Here is an 18,581-nt window from a genome sequence, read left to right as displayed (position 1 = left end):
TCACTATTAAGGTGTTTCTATCCTTTTTATTCAAATAACCCCATGCTCAAATAACGTTCACCTGTATCAGGCGCAATACATAAAACTTTTTTACCAGCGCCTAGACGTTTCGCTATCATGATTGCAGCATAAACAGATGCTCCAGAAGACGGCCCAACTAATAATCCCTCTTGTCTAGCTAAGTTTCTCATTGTCGTTAAAGCCTCTTCGTCTGCAATTTGAATAATTTCGTTATACACTTCTGTATTTAAGTTTTTCGGGATAAACCCTGGGCTTGTTCCTACTAGTTTATGAGGACCTGGCACACCACCTGATAAAACGGGTGATCCTTTCGGTTCCACTACTGCAATATATAAGTTTGGTAATTTCTCTTTTAACGTTTCACCAGTCCCTGTAATCGTTCCGCCTGTTCCTGCCGTTGCAACAAAAGCGTCCAGCTCTCCATCCATTTGTTCGTAAATTTCAAGCGCAGTCGTATAACGGTGAATATTCGGATTAGCTGGGTTTTCAAATTGTTGCGGAATAAAACTATTCGGTATTTGCTTTTGCAATTCTAACGCCTTCGCAATTGCTCCTGGCATTCTTTGTTCTGCTGGTGTTAAAACTACTTCTGCTCCGTATGCTTTCAATAAATTAATACGCTCTTTTGACATATTATCTGGCATAATTAAAATCGCTTTATACCCTTTAGCTGCTGCATTCATCGCTAAACCAATCCCTGTATTCCCGCTTGTCGGTTCAATAATTGTATCTCCTGGTTTGATGAGACCATTTTCTTCTGCAACGTGAAGTAAATTATAAGCAGCACGGTCTTTCACACTGCGCGATGGATTAAACATTTCTAGTTTCACATACACATCTGCTGCGTCTTCCGGAATAAATTTAGATAATCGGACGACAGGTGTATCTCCTATTAATTCCGTAACGTTTTCACACAATTTCATAGCGCATCCCCTATTCTATCGTTTTCTTATCACTTGGCAGTAACCATGAAGTGAGTCCAATTAATGGTAGACAACTACATAATAGCATAATAAATTGCAGGCTATATATATCTGCTAATTTCCCAAGAACTACAGCACCTAATGCTCCAAGTCCAAACGCAAGACCTACGATTAATCCTGACACCATTCCCACTTTTCCAGGTACAAGCTCTTGTGCATATACAACAATTACACTAAAACTACTTGAACTAATAAAACCGATACATAAAAATAACGGTACGACCCACACAAGTGAGACATGTGGTAATAACAGTGCAAGTGGCGCTGAACCTAACATTGAAAATACGATGATATTTTTCTTACCAAATCGATCTGCTAACGGTCCTCCGAAGAAAGTTCCTAACACACCAGCAATCATAAATGCGAATACGAAATACTGGGCATTTTTTATAGATAAACCGTAATGCTCTATTAAGTAAAATTGATAGAAATTCCCGATACCAGCACCGTACCAAGAGCGTACAAAAGTAAGAAAAACAAGAAGTATAATAACGAATTTAATGTGTGTACTTACAATTGCATTTTCCGCCTCAAGTGCAGCCCTCTTCTTCCTTCTTACAGCACCCGTTGCTAATTCATTTTTGTACCAATTCGATACGAAAATTAATAATACAATTCCTACTGCTGCAAATGCTGTAAAACCTAATGAACCAATTTGACCGAGTGGAACGAAAATTAGCGCTGTAAAAATAGGAGCTAGAGAATTCCCCGTGTTTCCCCCAACTTGATAAATTGCTTGCGCTAACCCTCGTTTTGCACCTGCCGCCATATACGCAACACGAGCGCCTTCTGGATGAAAGACCGCGGAACCTAAACCAATAAATAAAACAGAAATAATAACAATAATAAAGTTTGGTGCAAACGCGAGTCCAATCATTCCAAGCATACTTGAAAACATGCCGAGTGGTAATAAAAATGGTGACGGCTTCTTATCTGAATACATACCAAACACCGGTTGCATAATCGATGACGTCATATTTAATGCAAACGCAATCCACCCTACTTGCTAGGATAAATTCATCGTTTTTTCCAAAATAGGAAACAACGCCGGCACAACTGCTTGCATCGAATCATTTAAAAAATGCCCAAAGCTAATCGCAAATAAAATTCGATATATTGTCGGTGTTTCTACAGTTTTTTTGTGTGAAACTGCCTGCATATGTGAATCTCCCCTTTCTGTACAAAATATATATTTATTACAGTAGGTGTAATAAATTCTGACTTTTGAAACATTTCTATTCTATACTGCTTTCATTTCTTTTTCCAGAAATATAACTTAACTCCCGTCATTGGCTTGCATCCTTGTAACTTTCAGCGGTAAAACAGTACAAAAAAAAGACAACCCAATCACATACTGGGTTGCCTCTTACATTAAATTGCAAAATGCTTATACTTCTCATAATCACTCGTCTTACATTCTATTTGTAATTTGGTACCTTCGTTTTCGTAACTCGTAGATAAAACGTGTGCATGATTATTGAAATACGAAACTACCTGTCCTTGATCATATGGAATTAACATTTCACACTTCGTATATTCTTTATAGATGTGTGAGCCAATCATTTCTACAAGTTCTTCAATTCCAACATGTTTCTTCGCTGATAAATAAACGCGATCTTCTTGCACTTTCGGAATTTCAACATCTACCATATCTGATTTATTATAAGCATAGATCGTTGGAATATTTTCTACTCCAATTTTCTTTAACGTTTCATTTGTAATATCAATTAATTGTTCATAATTTGGATTTGCGTAATCTACAACGTGAATAAGTAGGTCTGCTTCCGCTACTTCTTCTAACGTTGAACGGAACGCCTTCACAAGATGATGTGGTAATTTACTTACAAATCCAACTGTATCTGTTAATAAAAATGATTTATTATCTGGCAAATCAATATTTCGTACAGATGTTTCTAACGTCGCAAATAACATATCTTTTTCAAATACTTGTTTTTCTTCTGTACCATTATAAATTTCAAGCATTGCATTCATCGTCGTTGACTTTCCTGCATTCGTATAACCTACTAATGCTACAACAGGTATTTCATTTTTCTTACGCTGCTTTCGCTGCGTTTGACGCTGGGCAACGAGCGCTTCTAAATCTTTATTCAAAACTGAAATTTGTTCTTCAATTTTACGACGGTCTAACTCTAACTTCTTTTCACCGACACCTTTATTTTTCGTACCAACGCCGCCGCTCTGTCTCCCTAACGATTCACGAAGACCGATTAAACGAGGCATCATATACTGAAGGTGTGCTACTTCTACTTGTAGCTGTGCTTCTTTCGTTTTCGCACGTTGCGCAAAAATATCTAAAATTAAAATGGTACGATCAATTACCTTACAATCTAAATCCTCTTCTAAATTTCGAATTTGTGAAGGAGATAATTCATCATTAAAGATAACCATATTCGCATCTATTTCTTGTACATACGCTGCAACTTCTTCAATCTTTCCTTTTCCGATATAATGCGATGGATTTACTCGTTGTAAATTTTGCATTACTTGCCCAATTACCTCTACATCACAAGCTTCCGCAAGATTTGTTAACTCTTCCATCGAATATGCAAAATCATCTTCATTACCTAAATTTACTCCAACTAAAACTGCTCTTTGTAATACTTCTTCCATATATTTATTCCTCCATTTCGATTACGTAAAATAAAAAACACAGGTCGCTGCCTGTGTTTTCGTAAACGGATAAGGGTTCACCAAAGAAATAGAAGAAAGCTATGCTTTCATCCTATTTTATAGTCAAAAAGTCCCAAGATTGTATACGTATCCACAGTAAGTGTTCACTTATACAATCCCATTCTATTTATAAAGGCAAAACAAAAAGAGGGCGTATTCGTCCCTCCCTCTTTTTCACATATAAGCTTAATAAAGGGTTCCTTTAAAATAGGCAGACCAATCCCGTTCACTCTGTACACAGACAGAGCCTTTGAGCGCTATTCAATTATTGGCACAAAGTATTGAGACGTAATCTGATTAAGATCAAAGGAAGCCCCTCCGTTCATTTTAAGTTACATAAAGTGTAGCATAAGTAATTCGCTTTCACAAGGTTTAACAACCTATATCACACTAAAGAAAATCTTTATATTTTTACTTTAATCGTCATTTTTTGCGAATTTTTCTCACAATAAAAATAACAAAAGCAATTATCAATTTTAGAAACTTCTCGTATATTATTTTTACAGCACTCGCCAAATTCCTTCATAGTAAGTTAAGTATTATCGTTTTAATACAACAAAAATCTTTATTGACATTTTTATAACCTAATATTAGTATCAGGTTATAAAGATAAAAGTTAGGAGATGTTCCTATGCATTCTAAATCTCGTATTACTGCAATTGGTACTTATGTTCCAGATCAAATATTGTCTAATAACGATTTAGAAAAGATGGTCCATACGAATGATGAATGGATTGTACAAAGAACAGGAATGAAGGAAAGAAGAATCGCTAGCGACGAAGAATACTCCTCAAACTTAGCCATTAAAGCAATTGAAAATTTATGTACAACATATAAGAAAAACTTAGAAGATGTCGACTGTATCATTGTCGCTACTACTACTGCTGATTACGTTTTCCCTAGTGTTGCTTGCCAAATACAACAATACTTCAACATACCTCATACACTAGCTTTTGATTTAAATGCAACTTGTGCTGGTTTTACATATGGACTACACATCGGTAATAGCTTAATCACTTCTGGATCACATGAAAAAGTACTTGTCGTAGCGACAGAGACATTATCTAAAGTTACTGATTATACCGATAGAACGACCTGTATTTTATTCGGTGATGGTGCTGGAGCTATTTTATTAGAAAGAGATGAAAACACCCAAAGCTTTATCGCTGCTCACATGGGAACAAACGGTGATGGCGGCATTCATCTATATAGAACAAACTTATCTACTACTATGAATGGCACACCACTGCAAACAAATGAAAAAATCGTTCAAAATGGAAGAGAAGTATATAAATGGGCAACACGCACAGTACCAAAAGGCATAAAAAATTTATTACATACCGTAAATATGCAAGTAGATGATATAGACTGGTTCATACCCCACAGCGCTAACTTACGAATGATCGAATCTATTTGCGAAAAATCTCAAATTCCAATACAAAAAACATTAACGAGCGTGGAATTTATGGGGAATACCTCTTCAGTCACCATTCCACTCGCTTTAAATTTAGCTATAAAAGAAGGGAAATTAAATAACGGAGACACACTTTTACTATACGGATTTGGTGGCGGACTTACGCATTTAGGGCTTATTGTAGAGTGGAATTTAATTTAAGTGTATAAAAAGAGGCTCTAGTCAGTAACTAGAACCTCTTTTTCATTTAATTTCTTGCCCCTTTTCGAGACCATATCACAACAGGAATAAGTAATAACGCTAACACCCCTCCAGCCAATGACAATGCCGCATAACTTGAATTCGCTACTACCATACCTGACATTGCTCCACCAGAAGCTCCAGCTAGCGCAATAAAAACATCTATTTTCCCTTGTGTTTTAGCACGTGTAGACGGTGTTGTGGAATCAACGATTTGTGCTGTACCACTTATCAATCCGAGGTTCCATCCTAGCCCAAGTAAAGACAGAGCAACGATTAATAATAATAAAGAATCACTTGGCGCTGTCGCAGCTATGACACCCGCTGCAAGTAAAATCACTCCACCAGCTATGCTCATTGTAGTTCGGCCAATTTTATCAATTAACATTCCTGTAACGAGAGATGGAAGATACATTGCACCTACATGAAAACCTATCACAAGTCCTACTGCACTTAAACCGTGACCGTGGTGTCCCATATGAACTGGCGTCATCGTCATAATCGCAACCATCACTATTTGCGTAAGTATCATTACGATTGCTCCAACTGTAGTACCTCGTTTATTTTCTTTCGCTTCTTCTGTTATTGGTTGTCCTTTATATGTATGTTCCTGTTTATATCTTTCTATTATGTTAGCAATAATCAAAGGATCTGGACGAAGCATAACAAAAAGAACTAGACCCGCCAGTATAAATGCTGCTGCCGATAGTATGAACGGACCTGCAAGTTTAGGAACTCCAATTGAATGAGCAAAACTTCCCATTACCCCTACTAAATTTGGTCCTGCAACTGCACCGAAAGTCGTCATTACCATCGTAATACTAACAGCCGTTGCTCTCTGCTTCTTATCTGCTAAATCTGTACCTGCATAACGAGCTTGTAGATTCGTGGCTGTACCGGCACCATATATAAGTAAAGAAATAAGTAAAAGAATAATACTATTTGTTAAAGCTGCCATTACAACACCAATTGCTCCAAATCCGCCTACTATAAACCCTGTTGCAAGACCTATCCGGCGTCCATATCGTTGCGAAAGCTTCCCTACTATGAAAGCTGCGAATGCCGATCCTAATGTAAACATAGCAGTTGGTAATCCTGCAAATGCATCTGTTCCAAGCATTTGCTGCGCAAGAAGTGCTCCCACTGTAATACCAGCAGCTAGTCCTGCACCGCCAAACATTTGTGAAATGCTGACGATTATTAACGTTCGTTTGTATAGTTTTTGTTGCTCTTCTTCTGTGTACACATGATTATCTATTAAAGCCCCTGCCTTATCTAGCAATTCCCCATCCTCCTTTTAAAATTAATCCCTCTTGTTAATGTACTATGTATAACGTTACATATTCAATGGCATTTTCCATTCCTTCCTTTCATTCTAAAAAACTTTCTAATCATACTCGACTTATCCCATGCTATATTAAAAATACTACTATTCACAATATGCAAGGAGAAAACAATGAAAAAAACAGGCTGCTATAGCCTGTTTTTCTTTACGCTTCTTCTACTAATCTTCCCCTTCTCTTTTTACTCAAAGCTTTCCCTTCCCAAAACAACAAACTTACGAAAGCACAAATTAAAATAATTGGCACACTTGCTTTATATAAATCTGTAAAACTCATAGCCATCTGATTCTTGGCATAATGATTCACATCATTTGAAAATGTGAGTACCTCTTTCTTTATACTTTCCTCTTGTTTTTCAACTTCTTTTGTCACTTGCCTCATAACTTCTTCTCTTTTTACATCTCTATATTCTACTGGAACTTTTCTTAATATTTCATCCGTCTTGTCGCGAATCAATTCTTCCTTTTTCTCTTTACTTAATCCCATTGTCATTGCATTTTGTTTCTTATTTATATTCGACTCTAAACTTTGATTCTCTATTTTCTCTTTAGTCATTTGTAAAATTTCAGTTTGCTCAGTACTATTCACATGAATAGTACGCACCTTTTCTTCTGCATAACGATATACTTTTTCTTTATTTACAGTTAAATTGTGAGTTAAGTTAGAGACAAATATTGCGACTGCCAATACAATTCCGACTTGTCGTAACATTGATACAACACTTTGAGAAGCAGTTAACAATTCTCCTTCAAACGAAGACGCACTTAAAACTGTAATTGGCCCCACTACTAAACCATATCCAACACCTAATATCATACATGGAATAATAATTTCTATATTTGTTGAATGCACATCAATCATTTGCAACCAATAGTAGGAAAGCCCCATAATAAGAAATCCTGACAAAATAATAGTTACTTTTCCGAGTTTTTTAATTAAAGTTGCTGCAACTGGTGAGACAAAAAATATCATTGCTGAAATAGGTGTCACTAAAAAAGCCGCTTCAATTTCCGTTCGACCTTGTAGTTTCGTCAAGAACGTTGGAAGCAATACAGTAACTCCAATTAAAAATAAATTACTTAATATAACAACGATAGACGCTCCGACAAACATTCGATCTTGAAATAACTTTAAATTCACCATTGGATTATGAATCTTTCGTTCTACTAAAACAAATAGAATAAGAGAAATAGTGCTAATTGCATAACAAGACAAAGCAATATTACTTTGCCATCCCCATGTATTACCTTTTACTAATATGAGAGTAAATGAAAAAATTGCTGTGCTACTTAATAGTAGTCCTATCCAATCTATTTTTGAGATAATACGTTCTTCATTTTTTATTTGTAGCATGATGCAACATAACACGATTCCTATTATACAAACCGGAACATTAACGAAGAACACCCATCTCCATCCTAAATTTTGCGTAATAATTCCACCTATTACTGGTCCCATAGCAGCTGACAATCCTTGTGTTACTCCTAAAATTGCAAGCGCAACATGCCTCTTAGCTAATGGCATAGCTGATACACCAATTACCATACTTGTTGGAAATAAAATCGCTGCCCCAATACTTTGTATAAAACGAGAAAAAATAAGAAAATCACCTGTATTAGCAAAAGCGCAAAGTACCGATCCACCACCAAAAATCACCAGACCAAGAATATACATCTTTGCTTTTCCAAAGATATCAGCTATCCGCCCTAACGGAATGGCAAGTACTGCAATCGTCATTGTATAAACATTTAATACCCAAGACATCTTTTCTAACGAAGTATTTACACTCGATTGTATTGCCGGTAAAGCTATATTCATAATTGTCGTATCAATCATACAAAGAAAGATACCTAGACACATTAAAAAGACAATCTTAATACCCTTTGATTGCTCCATCTTTATATACCCCTTTATTTATTGTGAACGCGTTTTTCATTCTTCTGTTTTATTGTTTTCTTTCGCCTCTAACTCTTCTAATTTTTTCTTCAAAGTCTCCACTTGTGCACTATACGATGCAATACCTACATCTAGTGAAATTTCTTCGACGAAAGTAATACCTACTCTCCACTTTTCATATTTCAATCGAAGATCTGCAATGTACGCTTCTTTTCTTTCAATTTCATCTTTAATCCATTTTTTTATTGTTACATCATCACTATAGTTACCAAAATACATTCTCATTAAAAAATCCGAACGTAAAACATCCTTCTCTACAGGTGTCTGCATGTATTGATAAAATTCTTCACGCCCCTCATCTGTAATAAAGTACATTTTCTTATTCGGTTTTCCCTCTTGCATGACAACCTCTTTTTTTATTTTCCCTTCATTCTCCAATTGTCGTAACGTTGGATAAATCATTCCAAAACTTCCATCAAAAAAATGAGTAAATACGTCTTCAAACACAATTTTAATATCGTAACCAGACAATTCCTTTTCCATTAATAAACCTAAAACAACATCTCTTCCCTTCAAAGTAAAACCCCCACATAGTATATAATCAATAATCATATTAACAATGTTAATATGATTATTGATTATATACCTTATTCTGTTAATTGTAAAATGTTTCTAAATAAAAAAGCCCCATAATTTGGTTTCACCAATTCACAGGACCATTTTCTTTTTTACTCTTTAACACCTACATCTTGCAAAACTTCAATATCCTCTTTCATTTCATAATAATAAGAAGGCAATTCTATACCATGTTCTAAGAAATAATCCTCAATGAATGAAATAATGATTTTTAACGTTTTCACACGGGCATACAATTTATCGTTACTTTCAATAATATGCCACTTCGCATTTGGCTTACTTGTTTTTTCAAACATGTCTTCCATTGCTTCAACATATTCATCCCATTTTTCACGATTACGCCAATCTTCGTCTGTAATTTTCCATCTTTTCAAAGGATTTTTCTCTCTATCTTTAAATCTCTTTAACTGTTCCTCTTTACTTATATGGTAGAAGAACTTCCCTATTATGTAATGGTCATCTGTTAGTAGTTTTTCAAAATCATTAATCTCATCATATGCTCTCATCCACTCTTCCTTTGTAGCAAATCCTTCAACACGCTCAACTAACACACGACCGTACCATGAGCGATCAAAAATGGTGATTTGCCCGTACTGTGGAATTTTGCGCCAGAAACGTTGCAAATAATGGTAACGTTTTTCATGAGGTGCAGGTGCTCCAATTGGATTTACTTGGAACCCACGTGGGTCAAGATGTTCCGTCACCCGCTTAATTGCCCCACCTTTACCAGCCGCATCCCATCCTTCCATAACAAGCATAACCGCGATTTTTTCTTCTTTCAAAATTTGTTGTAATGCTAATAAGCGCCTTTGATATTTTTCGAGTTTCTTGTTGTACTTAGATTTTGATTCAATTTTTTTCGTTAAGTCTACTTTAGCAAGATGTCCATTTTCCATAAAACAAATCCCCCTTGTTGTATGACAATGTTATTTTAACATATTTTTGGTAATTTTTTCATATCCTAAATAGCTGTGTAGAAACATCTCTACACAGCTTCCCTCTCTAATTTCACATATACAAGCACATTTAACTACATTAAAACAAATAATTTATACGGAATTCTTAGTATATTCTTTTTATTAAAACGTAAAAATAGCCCTTTTAAAAAGGGTAGTAATCTAAGTATAGAAAAAACAAATTTATTCTTTCTTACTTCATACGTAATTATGCTAGCTATAAGAGTAGTGAATAAGATATTGATTCACTACTCACAATAACCACTTTACATTATATGGTATATTAACTCGTAAAAAGAAGATAATAACAAGTAAATCCATTAAAGAATGGGAGCTCTAAAAAAAATGAAACGAAAAATATTAACTCTCTTTACGCTTATATGTTTAGCACTACCAATGCAAGCTAGTGCTTACACATTTCAGTCACTGCCGATTGCATCAAAGTCTAAACAATGGTATGTCGAAATTGATAAATCTCATAACTCAAACAAGCAAGCAATCCAGCCAAAGCAAGGTGTATTTGATACGTATAGTTTACTCGTAAAAAACATCGGTCATGATGTATCAAACGTATCCGTGGAAATACTTGATAACAATCCTACCTCTAAGGCTACCTTTAAACCTACTACACCTAATGAAAATATTTCTAAAAGTCATACAAGCTTTGACTACATGGTATTCCCATTAGACTTTAATAGTCATAATTTTAAAGTTGTGATCACTTGGGAAGAAAAGAATTTCTCTTATAACGGCCATCCGGTAAATGAAGGTAAAAAAATGAAACAAACATTTGTATTTGATGAAGAATAAGTCCTAATTTCTTTAGGGCTTATTCTTTCTTATGGATACCAATCGATACAGCACTAAAGCTACCTATGCAAACTTGGTTTAAAGAAAGATTCCCATTATTTTTTGAAACAGGCACTTTTGAAATTCAACGTGTTTGGGATAATGAGCTAAATAAACAAATTTCTATGACAATTACCCATACATAAAAAAGCTTGGAAACCCATCCAAGCCTTTCTTACTTCTGTGCAATTTTTTCAATCTTATAATGAATATGTAAAAATTCAAGTCCAAATAGCCACATGCTATGATGAGCTGTTAACATTTTATCCTTACCCTCTGTAATGATGAAAGTCTCTGCTAACGGTAAACGGATTGTTAAGAACCGAGTATGTAAATAAATCCCCTCATCTCCCTGGCCATTTTCTCTTAACTTACTAGTAATGATTAAATCATGATTATCATTACATAGCCTCAAAATACCAGTCATATTCGAATAAGGTAAAGGCAAGGCGATATTCATATATGTCTCATCCTTATCTGTATGCTTTGAATAAAGAGCTACAAAAATAGATTCACCTGCTTCATTTTTCCTTAGCCAAGCCCTTACATTCTCTCTTCCATCTTCCTCATCCATTACACCAATGATAGAGCCATGCATCGTTTCCCACTTGTCGCCCATTCCTAAATGTATTTGTCCTACATGCTTGCTCATTTTCTCATAACAAAATGCAAATAGGCGGAACCAATGAGCCCATTTAATATTTGATTGCAACTCATACTCTGTTGTATTTTCATAAAAACGAATAATACTTAAAGGTACCTTCGTCACGTCAAATGACTCACTATGAAAATCAGTTATTTGATCAACTAAACCGTTGTATTCCTTACTGCCCACTAAATTGCCGCTATATAAAAAAGCCTCACCAATTGCCACACTTCCTCTTAATTTACTCATTGGTTTCCCATAGTATTTATAATTCGGAACACTCTTTTCGATCATCCAGCCGACAAATGCCGGTAACGCTACTCCAATTCCGTTGACAACACCGTGAATCCAAACCATTTGAGCAATTGTAATCGTCATTACATGCTTCAAATTCCCGTATGAGTATATAAGTGAGAACATAATTGTAACCATGAGTGTACTAGACGAAACGATTAAAAGAATCTTTGCACTGATAGCATTAAATTTTGCTCTCCAAACGTAAAATCCATATCCATAAATCGCACATAAATATAGAAGCACTGCAAAAAATTCAAATATTCTCGAGTATGTAATTCCTATTGCAACTGTCATAGGTGAAATCATGATGATAAACATAATAGCATCATATACTTTACTTCTCTTTTCTCTTTTTCTCCCTATTAAACCAGCTGATAATGGCAATAGAAACGCCGAATAATGAAAATGTGCAGCTGTGAGTAAAACAATGTCAGAGCTAAAATGCATAATTGAAAGTTTTGCTACTGAAGCAAAAAACCAAAAACCACCTAAAAACAAATAAATATACGCACTATCTATGGCGTTCTCTTCTAGCGGCTTCCATCCTCTTTCTAGCAATCTACTTACACCAAATAACGCAACAATTCCTGTATATACAAACCAAACTAGCGCAAATACATAGTGATTTGTGACGAAAGCTAGCATTGCACAAATTGCTGCGATTGGATATAAAAACGATACGAATTTATAAAATAATAAATACGATCCATCTCTTTTTCTTTTATCAATAATACAAAGTGACATTGGTATAAATAATAAAACAGATAATAATATAATTGCTTCAACAGGATTTACATTCGACCACTCATATATTAGAAAAACAACATAACAAGCAAGCCCAAATATTATATTTTTCATATCGTTTATTTCCTTTCCACAAATGTTCCCTTATATGAAAAAAGCGAGCCAATTAACGGGTTTCGTACTTGTACGTGAATTCGAAAACACTGTAGTGTTGCATCATAACTTTCAACAATTTTTGCCTCACCATACAAAAATTTTGGTAACGGAATTTTTCTTCCAAACATATAAAACCATTGTTTCTTTGAAGAAATATGCATTGCACCTAACTCATCGATATGAAAATGCAGTGTAGAAACGAGTAAATGTGGTTCGCCAAAATAATCTACAATTTCATTTTCTTTTTCATCCAATTGCATAACTGCATTAAAATATCTTTTCTTATTTCACCTATTGATTCCCCTTCTCCAGCTATTTCAAACCCAAATCCAATCTTTGTTTTATACAAAAACTTCTGTGGTTCTCCTTCTTTTTTCTCTAAATACGAAATTTCAGTAAAGCGAGCATCCCACTCTGTATGTATATCTGGTTCTTGCGTATATTCCCATAATTTTCCCATCATCGTGTTCATTTTTGTCGCAACATAAATAGGCTGTTTCCTTTTCATTCTCCCACCTCCTATGCACTATAAGTTTAATGTACATGCAATGAATTTATTTTGCTACATTTTTCACAAACTTCCTCAGAAAAAAGAAAGAATTTTTAAAATATATATAAAACACTTGATTCCCCGAAAAATTTAAATTATTATAAAACAAATGTTACCAACAACTTCATAAATCAAACACTCTCGCCTAAAACGTGAGATAGAGGTTGCGATACTTATGAGTATTCTAATGGAGACACAGAGATGTCTATGAACTTAGATGAAAGGAAGTATTGCCGAAATTGATAAGTTTCTCTGCATTTATCAATTGGGGCTGTTTTCGAATAGAAACAGAACTGTCATATGTACAGACGTGTACGTATGAAGAGCTATCTACAAAAAAGAGATATCATTTTTTATGATATTCCTTTTTTGGCGGTTTTTTTATTAGCTCCGTTTTCTGTTTCCCTTTTCCTGTAACAGCACCATCCTCACTTATTTGAGATGGTGTTTTTTGTTTGTCTTTCTGGTAACTACAGGAGTATTGGGATTTATATATTTCCTAATCTATTCTTAAAAATAGACGAAAGAAGGAATTTGTAATGGAAACAATTGTTCAAAAATTTGGTGGCACTTCTGTCGGAAGCGTCGAGCGCATTCAACATGTAGCAAATTTAATTATTGAAGAATATGAACGAGGTCATAGCGTTGTCTCTGTCGTTTCAGCAATGGGAAAAAGCACGGATGAACTTGTCGCACTCGCTAACGTTATTACAGAAAATCCAAGTAAACGTGAAATGGATATGCTTCTATCTACAGGAGAGCAAGTAACTATTTCATTATTAACGATGGCACTACAAGCAAAAGGGTATAACGCGATTTCATTAACAGGATGGCAAGCTGGTATTACGACAGAATCTGTACATAGTAGTGCACGGATTACTGAAATTAATACAGATCGAATTCAGTCTTATCTTACTAAAGGCACGATTGTTATTGTAGCTGGTTTCCAAGGAGTCAGTGAAGATTTTGAAATTACAACGCTTGGACGAGGCGGTTCTGATACAACTGCTGTCGCATTAGCTGCTGCACTAAACGCAAAAAAATGTGATATTTACACAGATGTGACCGGCGTATATACGACGGATCCACGAGTTGTAAAAGATGCTTATAAATTAGATGAAATTTCTTATGACGAAATGTTAGAACTTGCAAACCTCGGTGCTGGTGTATTACACCCGCGTGCTGTTGAGTTTGCTAAAAATCATAATGTCATTTTAGAAGTTCGCTCAAGTATGGAACAAGAAAACGGAACAATTGTAAAAGGAGAATGTAACATGGAACAACAATCAATCGTTAAAGGTATTGCATTTGAAGATAATATTACACGCATCACAGTGAAAGGATTAGAACAAGGTTCACTTTCAACTGTTTTCTCTACATTAGCAGCGGCACATATTAATGTAGATATCATCATTCAAAGTATTACAAATGAAGGAACTGTTCATCTCTCCTTCTCCATCCATTCTAATGATTTAAGAGAAACATTAGAAGTATTGGAACAAAATCAAGAGGCACTTCACTATGAAGCAGTAGAATATGAAAATCATTTAGCAAAAGTATCAATCGTAGGATCTGGCATGGTATCTAACCCTGGTGTTGCTGCAAATATGTTTACTACTTTAAAAGAAGAAGATATTCATATTAAAATGGTAAGTACATCAGAAATTAAAGTGTCTGTCGTTATTGACCGCCTTCATTTAGTAACAGGTGTTGAGGCACTGCATCAATCATTTATGGCGAAAATTGAGCCTTTAGTACAAATGAGCTAATTTGATATGCTCAGTAACACTTATAAAAAAATCATATTAATCTACTTCCTTCCTATTAAATAAAAGCTGTTCGTTAACAAGATGCTATATGACATATAAAAAAACACCTTCTCACATTTTCCTATACTATGACAAGGTGTTTTTGACTGAAAGGAATTTGTAACTACTTAGTAGTATAATTATGAGGATGATTAAATAATAAATTTTTATACATAAGGAGATAAGACTATGGCAAAAAACAAATTACTACGAATGGACAATGTCAGCATCGTTGTAGAATCCCTTGATGACGCAATCTCTTTCTTTGGGGAGATTGGCTTGAATCTCGAAGGTCGAGCCAATGTCGAAGGTGAATGGGCTGGTCGCGTAACTGGACTCGGTTCTCAGTGCGTAGAGATTGCTATGATGGTCACTCCAGATGGCCACAGCCGAATTGAACTTTCGCGATTTCTCACCCCTCCTACTATAGCAGATCACCGAAAAGCTCCTGTAAACGCCCTCGGTTATCTACGCGTCATGTTCACCGTTCAAGATATTGACGAAATGGTATCCAGACTCACTAAGCATGGTGCAGAGCTCGTTGGCGAAGTAGTTCAGTACGAGAACTCGTATCGTCTCTGCTACATTCGTGGAGTCGAAGGAATTTTAATCGGTTTAGCGGAAGAACTCGGTAATAAATAAGCAAGTGACGTTTTATAAAAAGGCACTATCATTGAATAAAACGTAGACTCTTAAGCGATTTTATTATTATATTTTGAACCCCGTCCTAGCTTTAGAACGGGGTTATGCTTGTTTGAGCTTTTAAAATTAAATAACTTTATTATCATTTTACATATAGACTTCAAGGATCTACCCAAATAGCTTTCATATTACCAATATCCCAAAATCATTATAATACAATGAAAATATTCGTTATACCCTTTCCTAGGAAATATAACTAACTCTTCTCACTTTTTATCACATATATCTTTTCGCTCTTTCTCTTGAAAAAACGATCTATATTCATTCAAAATAACTTTCTTCACATTCGAATAAAAAACCATCATGAATAGTGCAACTCCTAATACAAATACTTGTATTCCTTCATAATCAATGAATGCACTCATAATTAGCAATCCAAACCCAATATAAAAACCAAAATCATTCTCTTTCTCAAAATCCTCATCTTCTTCATCAATATGTATTTTTTCTTTAATATTCTGTTTCCCTTTTATTAACTTATCAAGCGTAACATTGTACATTTCGCTTAGTAAAATTAGATTATCAATATCAGGATAACTTTTATCATTTTCCCATTTGTACACTGCTTGCCTCGTCACACCAATCTTTTTAGCAACATCCTCTTGCGAAAACCCCTTTGATTCTCGTAGTTTTTTTAGCTGCTCTCCTATGCTCATAACGTCCCCTCCTTTAACAAATTATTACATAAAAAGAGATATAAATGAAAGAAACCATTAGTTTACACAATTAAAAAAAGAGGGAATAGCTCTATATTTAAGCTATTCCCTCACTTCTATTAAAACAGATGAATGTTTTCTTTTTTACAAGCTGCACGTAAATCGTCAGGCCATACAGAAGATTGAACTTCACCGATATGTGCTTTACGTAAGAAGTACATGCACATTCTTGATTGTCCAATGCCACCGCCGATTGTTAATGGTAATACGTCTTCTAATATACCTTTATGGAAATCATACTCACGTTTGAAGTCTTCACCAGTTTTCGTTAACTGCTCATCAAGCGATTTACTATCAACACGAATTCCCATTGATGATAACTCAAATGAAGATTGTAGTACTGGGTGCCAGAATAAAATGTCACCGTTTAATTTCCAATCGTCATAATCAGCTGCGCGTCCGTCATGCTTTTCACCTGAACGAAGTGCATCACCAATTCCGATAATGAAGACTGCACCGTGTTCTTTTGCAATTGCATGTTCACGATCTTTCGGTGTTAATTCTGGATATTTATCTTCTAATTCTTGAGAAGTAACGAAAACAATTTCTTCCGGTAAATACTTTCCAAGGAACGGATATTTTTCAAATAAGTGATCTTCTAAATCTTTGAATATTCCATAAATTGTTTGTACTGTTTTTTGTAAGTATTCAACAGTACGCCATTCTTTTTGAACGATTTTTTCCCAATCCCATTGGTCAACATAAATGGAATGCGTTGCATCAAGTTCTTCATCACGACGAATCGCGTTCATGTTTGTATATAAACCTTCACCAGCTTCATATCCGTATTCATGTAATGCAAATCGTTTCCATTTCGCTAGTGAATGAACAATTTCTAATTCTTCTCCTGAATGTAACATATCAAATTCAATTGGACGTTCTACACCGTTTAGGTGATCGTTTAATCCTGATTTTTTCGTTACGAATAATGGTGCAGATACGCGGAATAGTTCAAGGCGTTTTGCTAATTGGTCCTCGAAAAATGTTTTAACTTCCTTAATTGCGATTTGAGTCTCTCTTACTGTCATTAATGATTGATACATGGTGGTTTCCTCCTAAAATGTTTGGATGTTGTGAAAAGAAGCCAACAAAAAAAGCCCTTCTTTCCCAAAAAACTGGGACGAAAGGCTTTGGTTCCGCGGTACCACCCAAATTAGCAACAGAGGTTGCTCACTTATACAATACGGAGATAAAATATCTCGATACTGTTCTTCTTGTAACGGCGAAGTTCCCGGCTAAGTCTACTTTCCTATAAAGGATTTCGGTTAGCAACTCCAGGAGGTTCTTCATAATAGGCTTCGTATCAGGCTCACACCACCCCTGACTCGCTTAAACTACGTCCTACTACTACTCGTCCTTTCATAGTCGTTTTGTTGTCACATCTCTGAAACATTTTATTAATGATTATTCTATACAAAAAATAAAGAAAGTCAACAAAAAGTTTTAAAATGTTTTTCAATTCTTTATTTTACGGCTTTATTGATTGTTGTTAATTTAACATCTTTACTTTTTCTGCCTCGTCAATCCAAAAAATGTTTCACTGACCGAAACTAACGTATACACAACAATTAATGTGATCGTTCGGAATATAGAATCCGCAGTATTTCTTATTATTTTCATTTTCTTTATAATTCCTTTCAGTTTACTTGCAAATTCATGTTATACTATAGCATTCAAGCAGTTTATTTTTACTTAAAGCAATCATAGTCATTTATAAAGAGTATTTTCTAAATCATTGACTATTATCAAATAAGATTTTTATATAACGGAGTGATCATATGAGTAAAACGAAAGCAAAACCGAAAAAAGGTGTAGGACAAGGTACAGGAAGTAAAGGATGGAACCGTTGGCAATCAAGTGCAAAGAAAAAGGCAGCTGCCAAACCATACAAAAGTAAAGGTACAAAGAAGTAATTTAAATAACATTTGATTTC

General features: G+C 35.0%; 14 protein-coding genes, 4 pseudogenes, 1 riboswitch and 1 other annotated feature. Of the genes and pseudogenes, 6 read left to right on the top strand and 12 right to left on the bottom strand.

The features are described from left to right. Positions 1–26: 26 nt before the first annotated feature. The 3 genes and pseudogenes from cysK to hflX all read right to left on the bottom strand — a co-directional run bounded on the left by cysK (position 27) and on the right by hflX (position 3,635). A complete protein-coding gene (gene cysK, locus MHH27_RS09350) occupies positions 27–944 on the bottom strand; it encodes a cysteine synthase A (protein WP_000762271.1) in 918 nt (305 codons plus the stop codon). Between the two features lie 10 nt (positions 945–954). Then, positions 955–2,163 (bottom strand): annotated as a pseudogene (locus MHH27_RS09345) (MFS transporter). Between the two features lie 212 nt (positions 2,164–2,375). Then, complete coding sequence (gene hflX / locus MHH27_RS09340; protein WP_000393275.1) at positions 2,376–3,635, bottom strand: GTPase HflX; 1,260 nt, start codon at positions 3,633–3,635, stop codon at positions 2,376–2,378. A 691-nt stretch (positions 3,636–4,326) separates the two neighbouring features. Between hflX and MHH27_RS09335 the strand changes: the two genes are divergently transcribed. Continuing rightward, the gene (locus MHH27_RS09335) at positions 4,327–5,310 is read left to right on the top strand and encodes a ketoacyl-ACP synthase III (RefSeq protein WP_340942323.1); all 984 of its coding nucleotides are present in this window, start codon (positions 4,327–4,329) and stop codon (positions 5,308–5,310) included. A 46-nt stretch (positions 5,311–5,356) separates the two neighbouring features. On the opposite strand, the gene MHH27_RS09330 is transcribed toward MHH27_RS09335, so the two are convergent. From MHH27_RS09330 to MHH27_RS09315, 4 genes are all read right to left on the bottom strand, one after another. Beyond that, a complete protein-coding gene (locus MHH27_RS09330; protein ID WP_340942321.1) occupies positions 5,357–6,631 on the bottom strand; it encodes an MFS transporter in 1,275 nt (424 codons plus the stop codon). A gap of 208 nt (positions 6,632–6,839) precedes the next feature. After that, the gene (locus MHH27_RS09325) at positions 6,840–8,588 is read right to left on the bottom strand and encodes an MDR family MFS transporter (RefSeq protein ID WP_000438116.1); all 1,749 of its coding nucleotides are present in this window, start codon (positions 8,586–8,588) and stop codon (positions 6,840–6,842) included. 36 nt (positions 8,589–8,624) lie between these two features. Further along, on the bottom strand, positions 8,625–9,164 hold the full coding sequence (locus tag MHH27_RS09320) for a PadR family transcriptional regulator (protein ID WP_000678333.1): 540 nt from the start codon (positions 9,162–9,164) through the stop codon (positions 8,625–8,627). A gap of 152 nt (positions 9,165–9,316) precedes the next feature. Beyond that, positions 9,317–10,120 carry a polyphosphate kinase 2 family protein gene (locus MHH27_RS09315; RefSeq protein WP_000427319.1) on the bottom strand — a complete coding sequence of 268 codons (804 nt, stop codon included), beginning with the start codon at positions 10,118–10,120 and terminating at the stop codon, positions 9,317–9,319. 405 nt (positions 10,121–10,525) lie between these two features. Here MHH27_RS09315 and MHH27_RS09310 point away from each other — a divergent pair, with 405 nt between their 5' ends. Continuing rightward, a complete protein-coding gene (locus MHH27_RS09310) occupies positions 10,526–10,990 on the top strand; it encodes a hypothetical protein (protein ID WP_000823335.1) in 465 nt (154 codons plus the stop codon). A gap of 29 nt (positions 10,991–11,019) precedes the next feature. Then, positions 11,020–11,175: pseudogene (locus MHH27_RS09305) on the top strand (DNA mismatch repair protein MutT); the annotation flags it as partial. A gap of 29 nt (positions 11,176–11,204) precedes the next feature. On the opposite strand, the gene MHH27_RS09300 reads toward MHH27_RS09305, so the two are convergent. The 3 genes and pseudogenes from MHH27_RS09300 to MHH27_RS09290 form a co-directional block, all read right to left on the bottom strand. Beyond that, positions 11,205–12,830, bottom strand: a complete 1,626-nt coding sequence (locus MHH27_RS09300) for a YndJ family protein (RefSeq protein ID WP_340942317.1) — start codon at positions 12,828–12,830, stop codon at positions 11,205–11,207. A 5-nt stretch (positions 12,831–12,835) separates the two neighbouring features. Next, a pseudogene (locus tag MHH27_RS09295) lies at positions 12,836–13,159 on the bottom strand (DUF4166 domain-containing protein); the annotation flags it as partial. Then, positions 13,147–13,380 (bottom strand): annotated as a pseudogene (locus MHH27_RS09290) (hypothetical protein); the annotation flags it as partial. The pseudogenes MHH27_RS09295 and MHH27_RS09290, both read right to left, overlap by 13 nt. Before the next feature lie 192 nt (positions 13,381–13,572). Further along, positions 13,573–13,759, top strand: a riboswitch (Lysine riboswitch). A 202-nt stretch (positions 13,760–13,961) separates the two neighbouring features. Between MHH27_RS09290 and MHH27_RS09285 the strand changes: the two are divergent. After that, complete coding sequence (locus tag MHH27_RS09285) at positions 13,962–15,191, top strand: aspartate kinase (protein ID WP_097821590.1); 1,230 nt, start codon at positions 13,962–13,964, stop codon at positions 15,189–15,191. Positions 15,192–15,419: 228 nt separating this feature from the next. Continuing rightward, positions 15,420–15,872 carry a VOC family protein gene (locus tag MHH27_RS09280; protein ID WP_001107254.1) on the top strand — a complete coding sequence of 151 codons (453 nt, stop codon included), beginning with the start codon at positions 15,420–15,422 and terminating at the stop codon, positions 15,870–15,872. A gap of 266 nt (positions 15,873–16,138) precedes the next feature. Here MHH27_RS09280 and MHH27_RS09275 read toward each other — a convergent pair whose 3' ends face one another. Next, complete coding sequence (locus MHH27_RS09275) at positions 16,139–16,588, bottom strand: helix-turn-helix domain-containing protein (RefSeq protein ID WP_144476496.1); 450 nt, start codon at positions 16,586–16,588, stop codon at positions 16,139–16,141. A gap of 119 nt (positions 16,589–16,707) precedes the next feature. Next, positions 16,708–17,691 (bottom strand): aspartate--ammonia ligase, encoded by a 984-nt coding sequence (gene asnA, locus MHH27_RS09270; RefSeq protein ID WP_000284916.1) that lies wholly within the window; start codon positions 17,689–17,691, stop codon positions 16,708–16,710. Positions 17,692–17,761: 70 nt separating this feature from the next. Continuing rightward, positions 17,762–18,020 (bottom strand) — a binding site (T-box leader). Positions 18,021–18,426: 406 nt separating this feature from the next. On the opposite strand from asnA, the gene MHH27_RS09265 reads away from it, so the two are divergent. Next, entirely contained in the window at positions 18,427–18,561 is a 135-nt protein-coding gene (locus tag MHH27_RS09265; protein ID WP_000047588.1) for a DUF3934 domain-containing protein, read from the top strand. The last annotated feature ends 20 nt before the right edge of the window (positions 18,562–18,581 follow it).

Source organism: Bacillus sp. FSL L8-0152 (assembly GCF_038006365.1).
Taxonomy (GTDB): Bacteria; Bacillota; Bacilli; order Bacillales; family Bacillaceae_G; genus Bacillus_A; species Bacillus_A cereus.
Note: the sequence above shows the minus strand (reverse complement) of the source record. Positions and strands in the feature narration are given on the sequence as shown.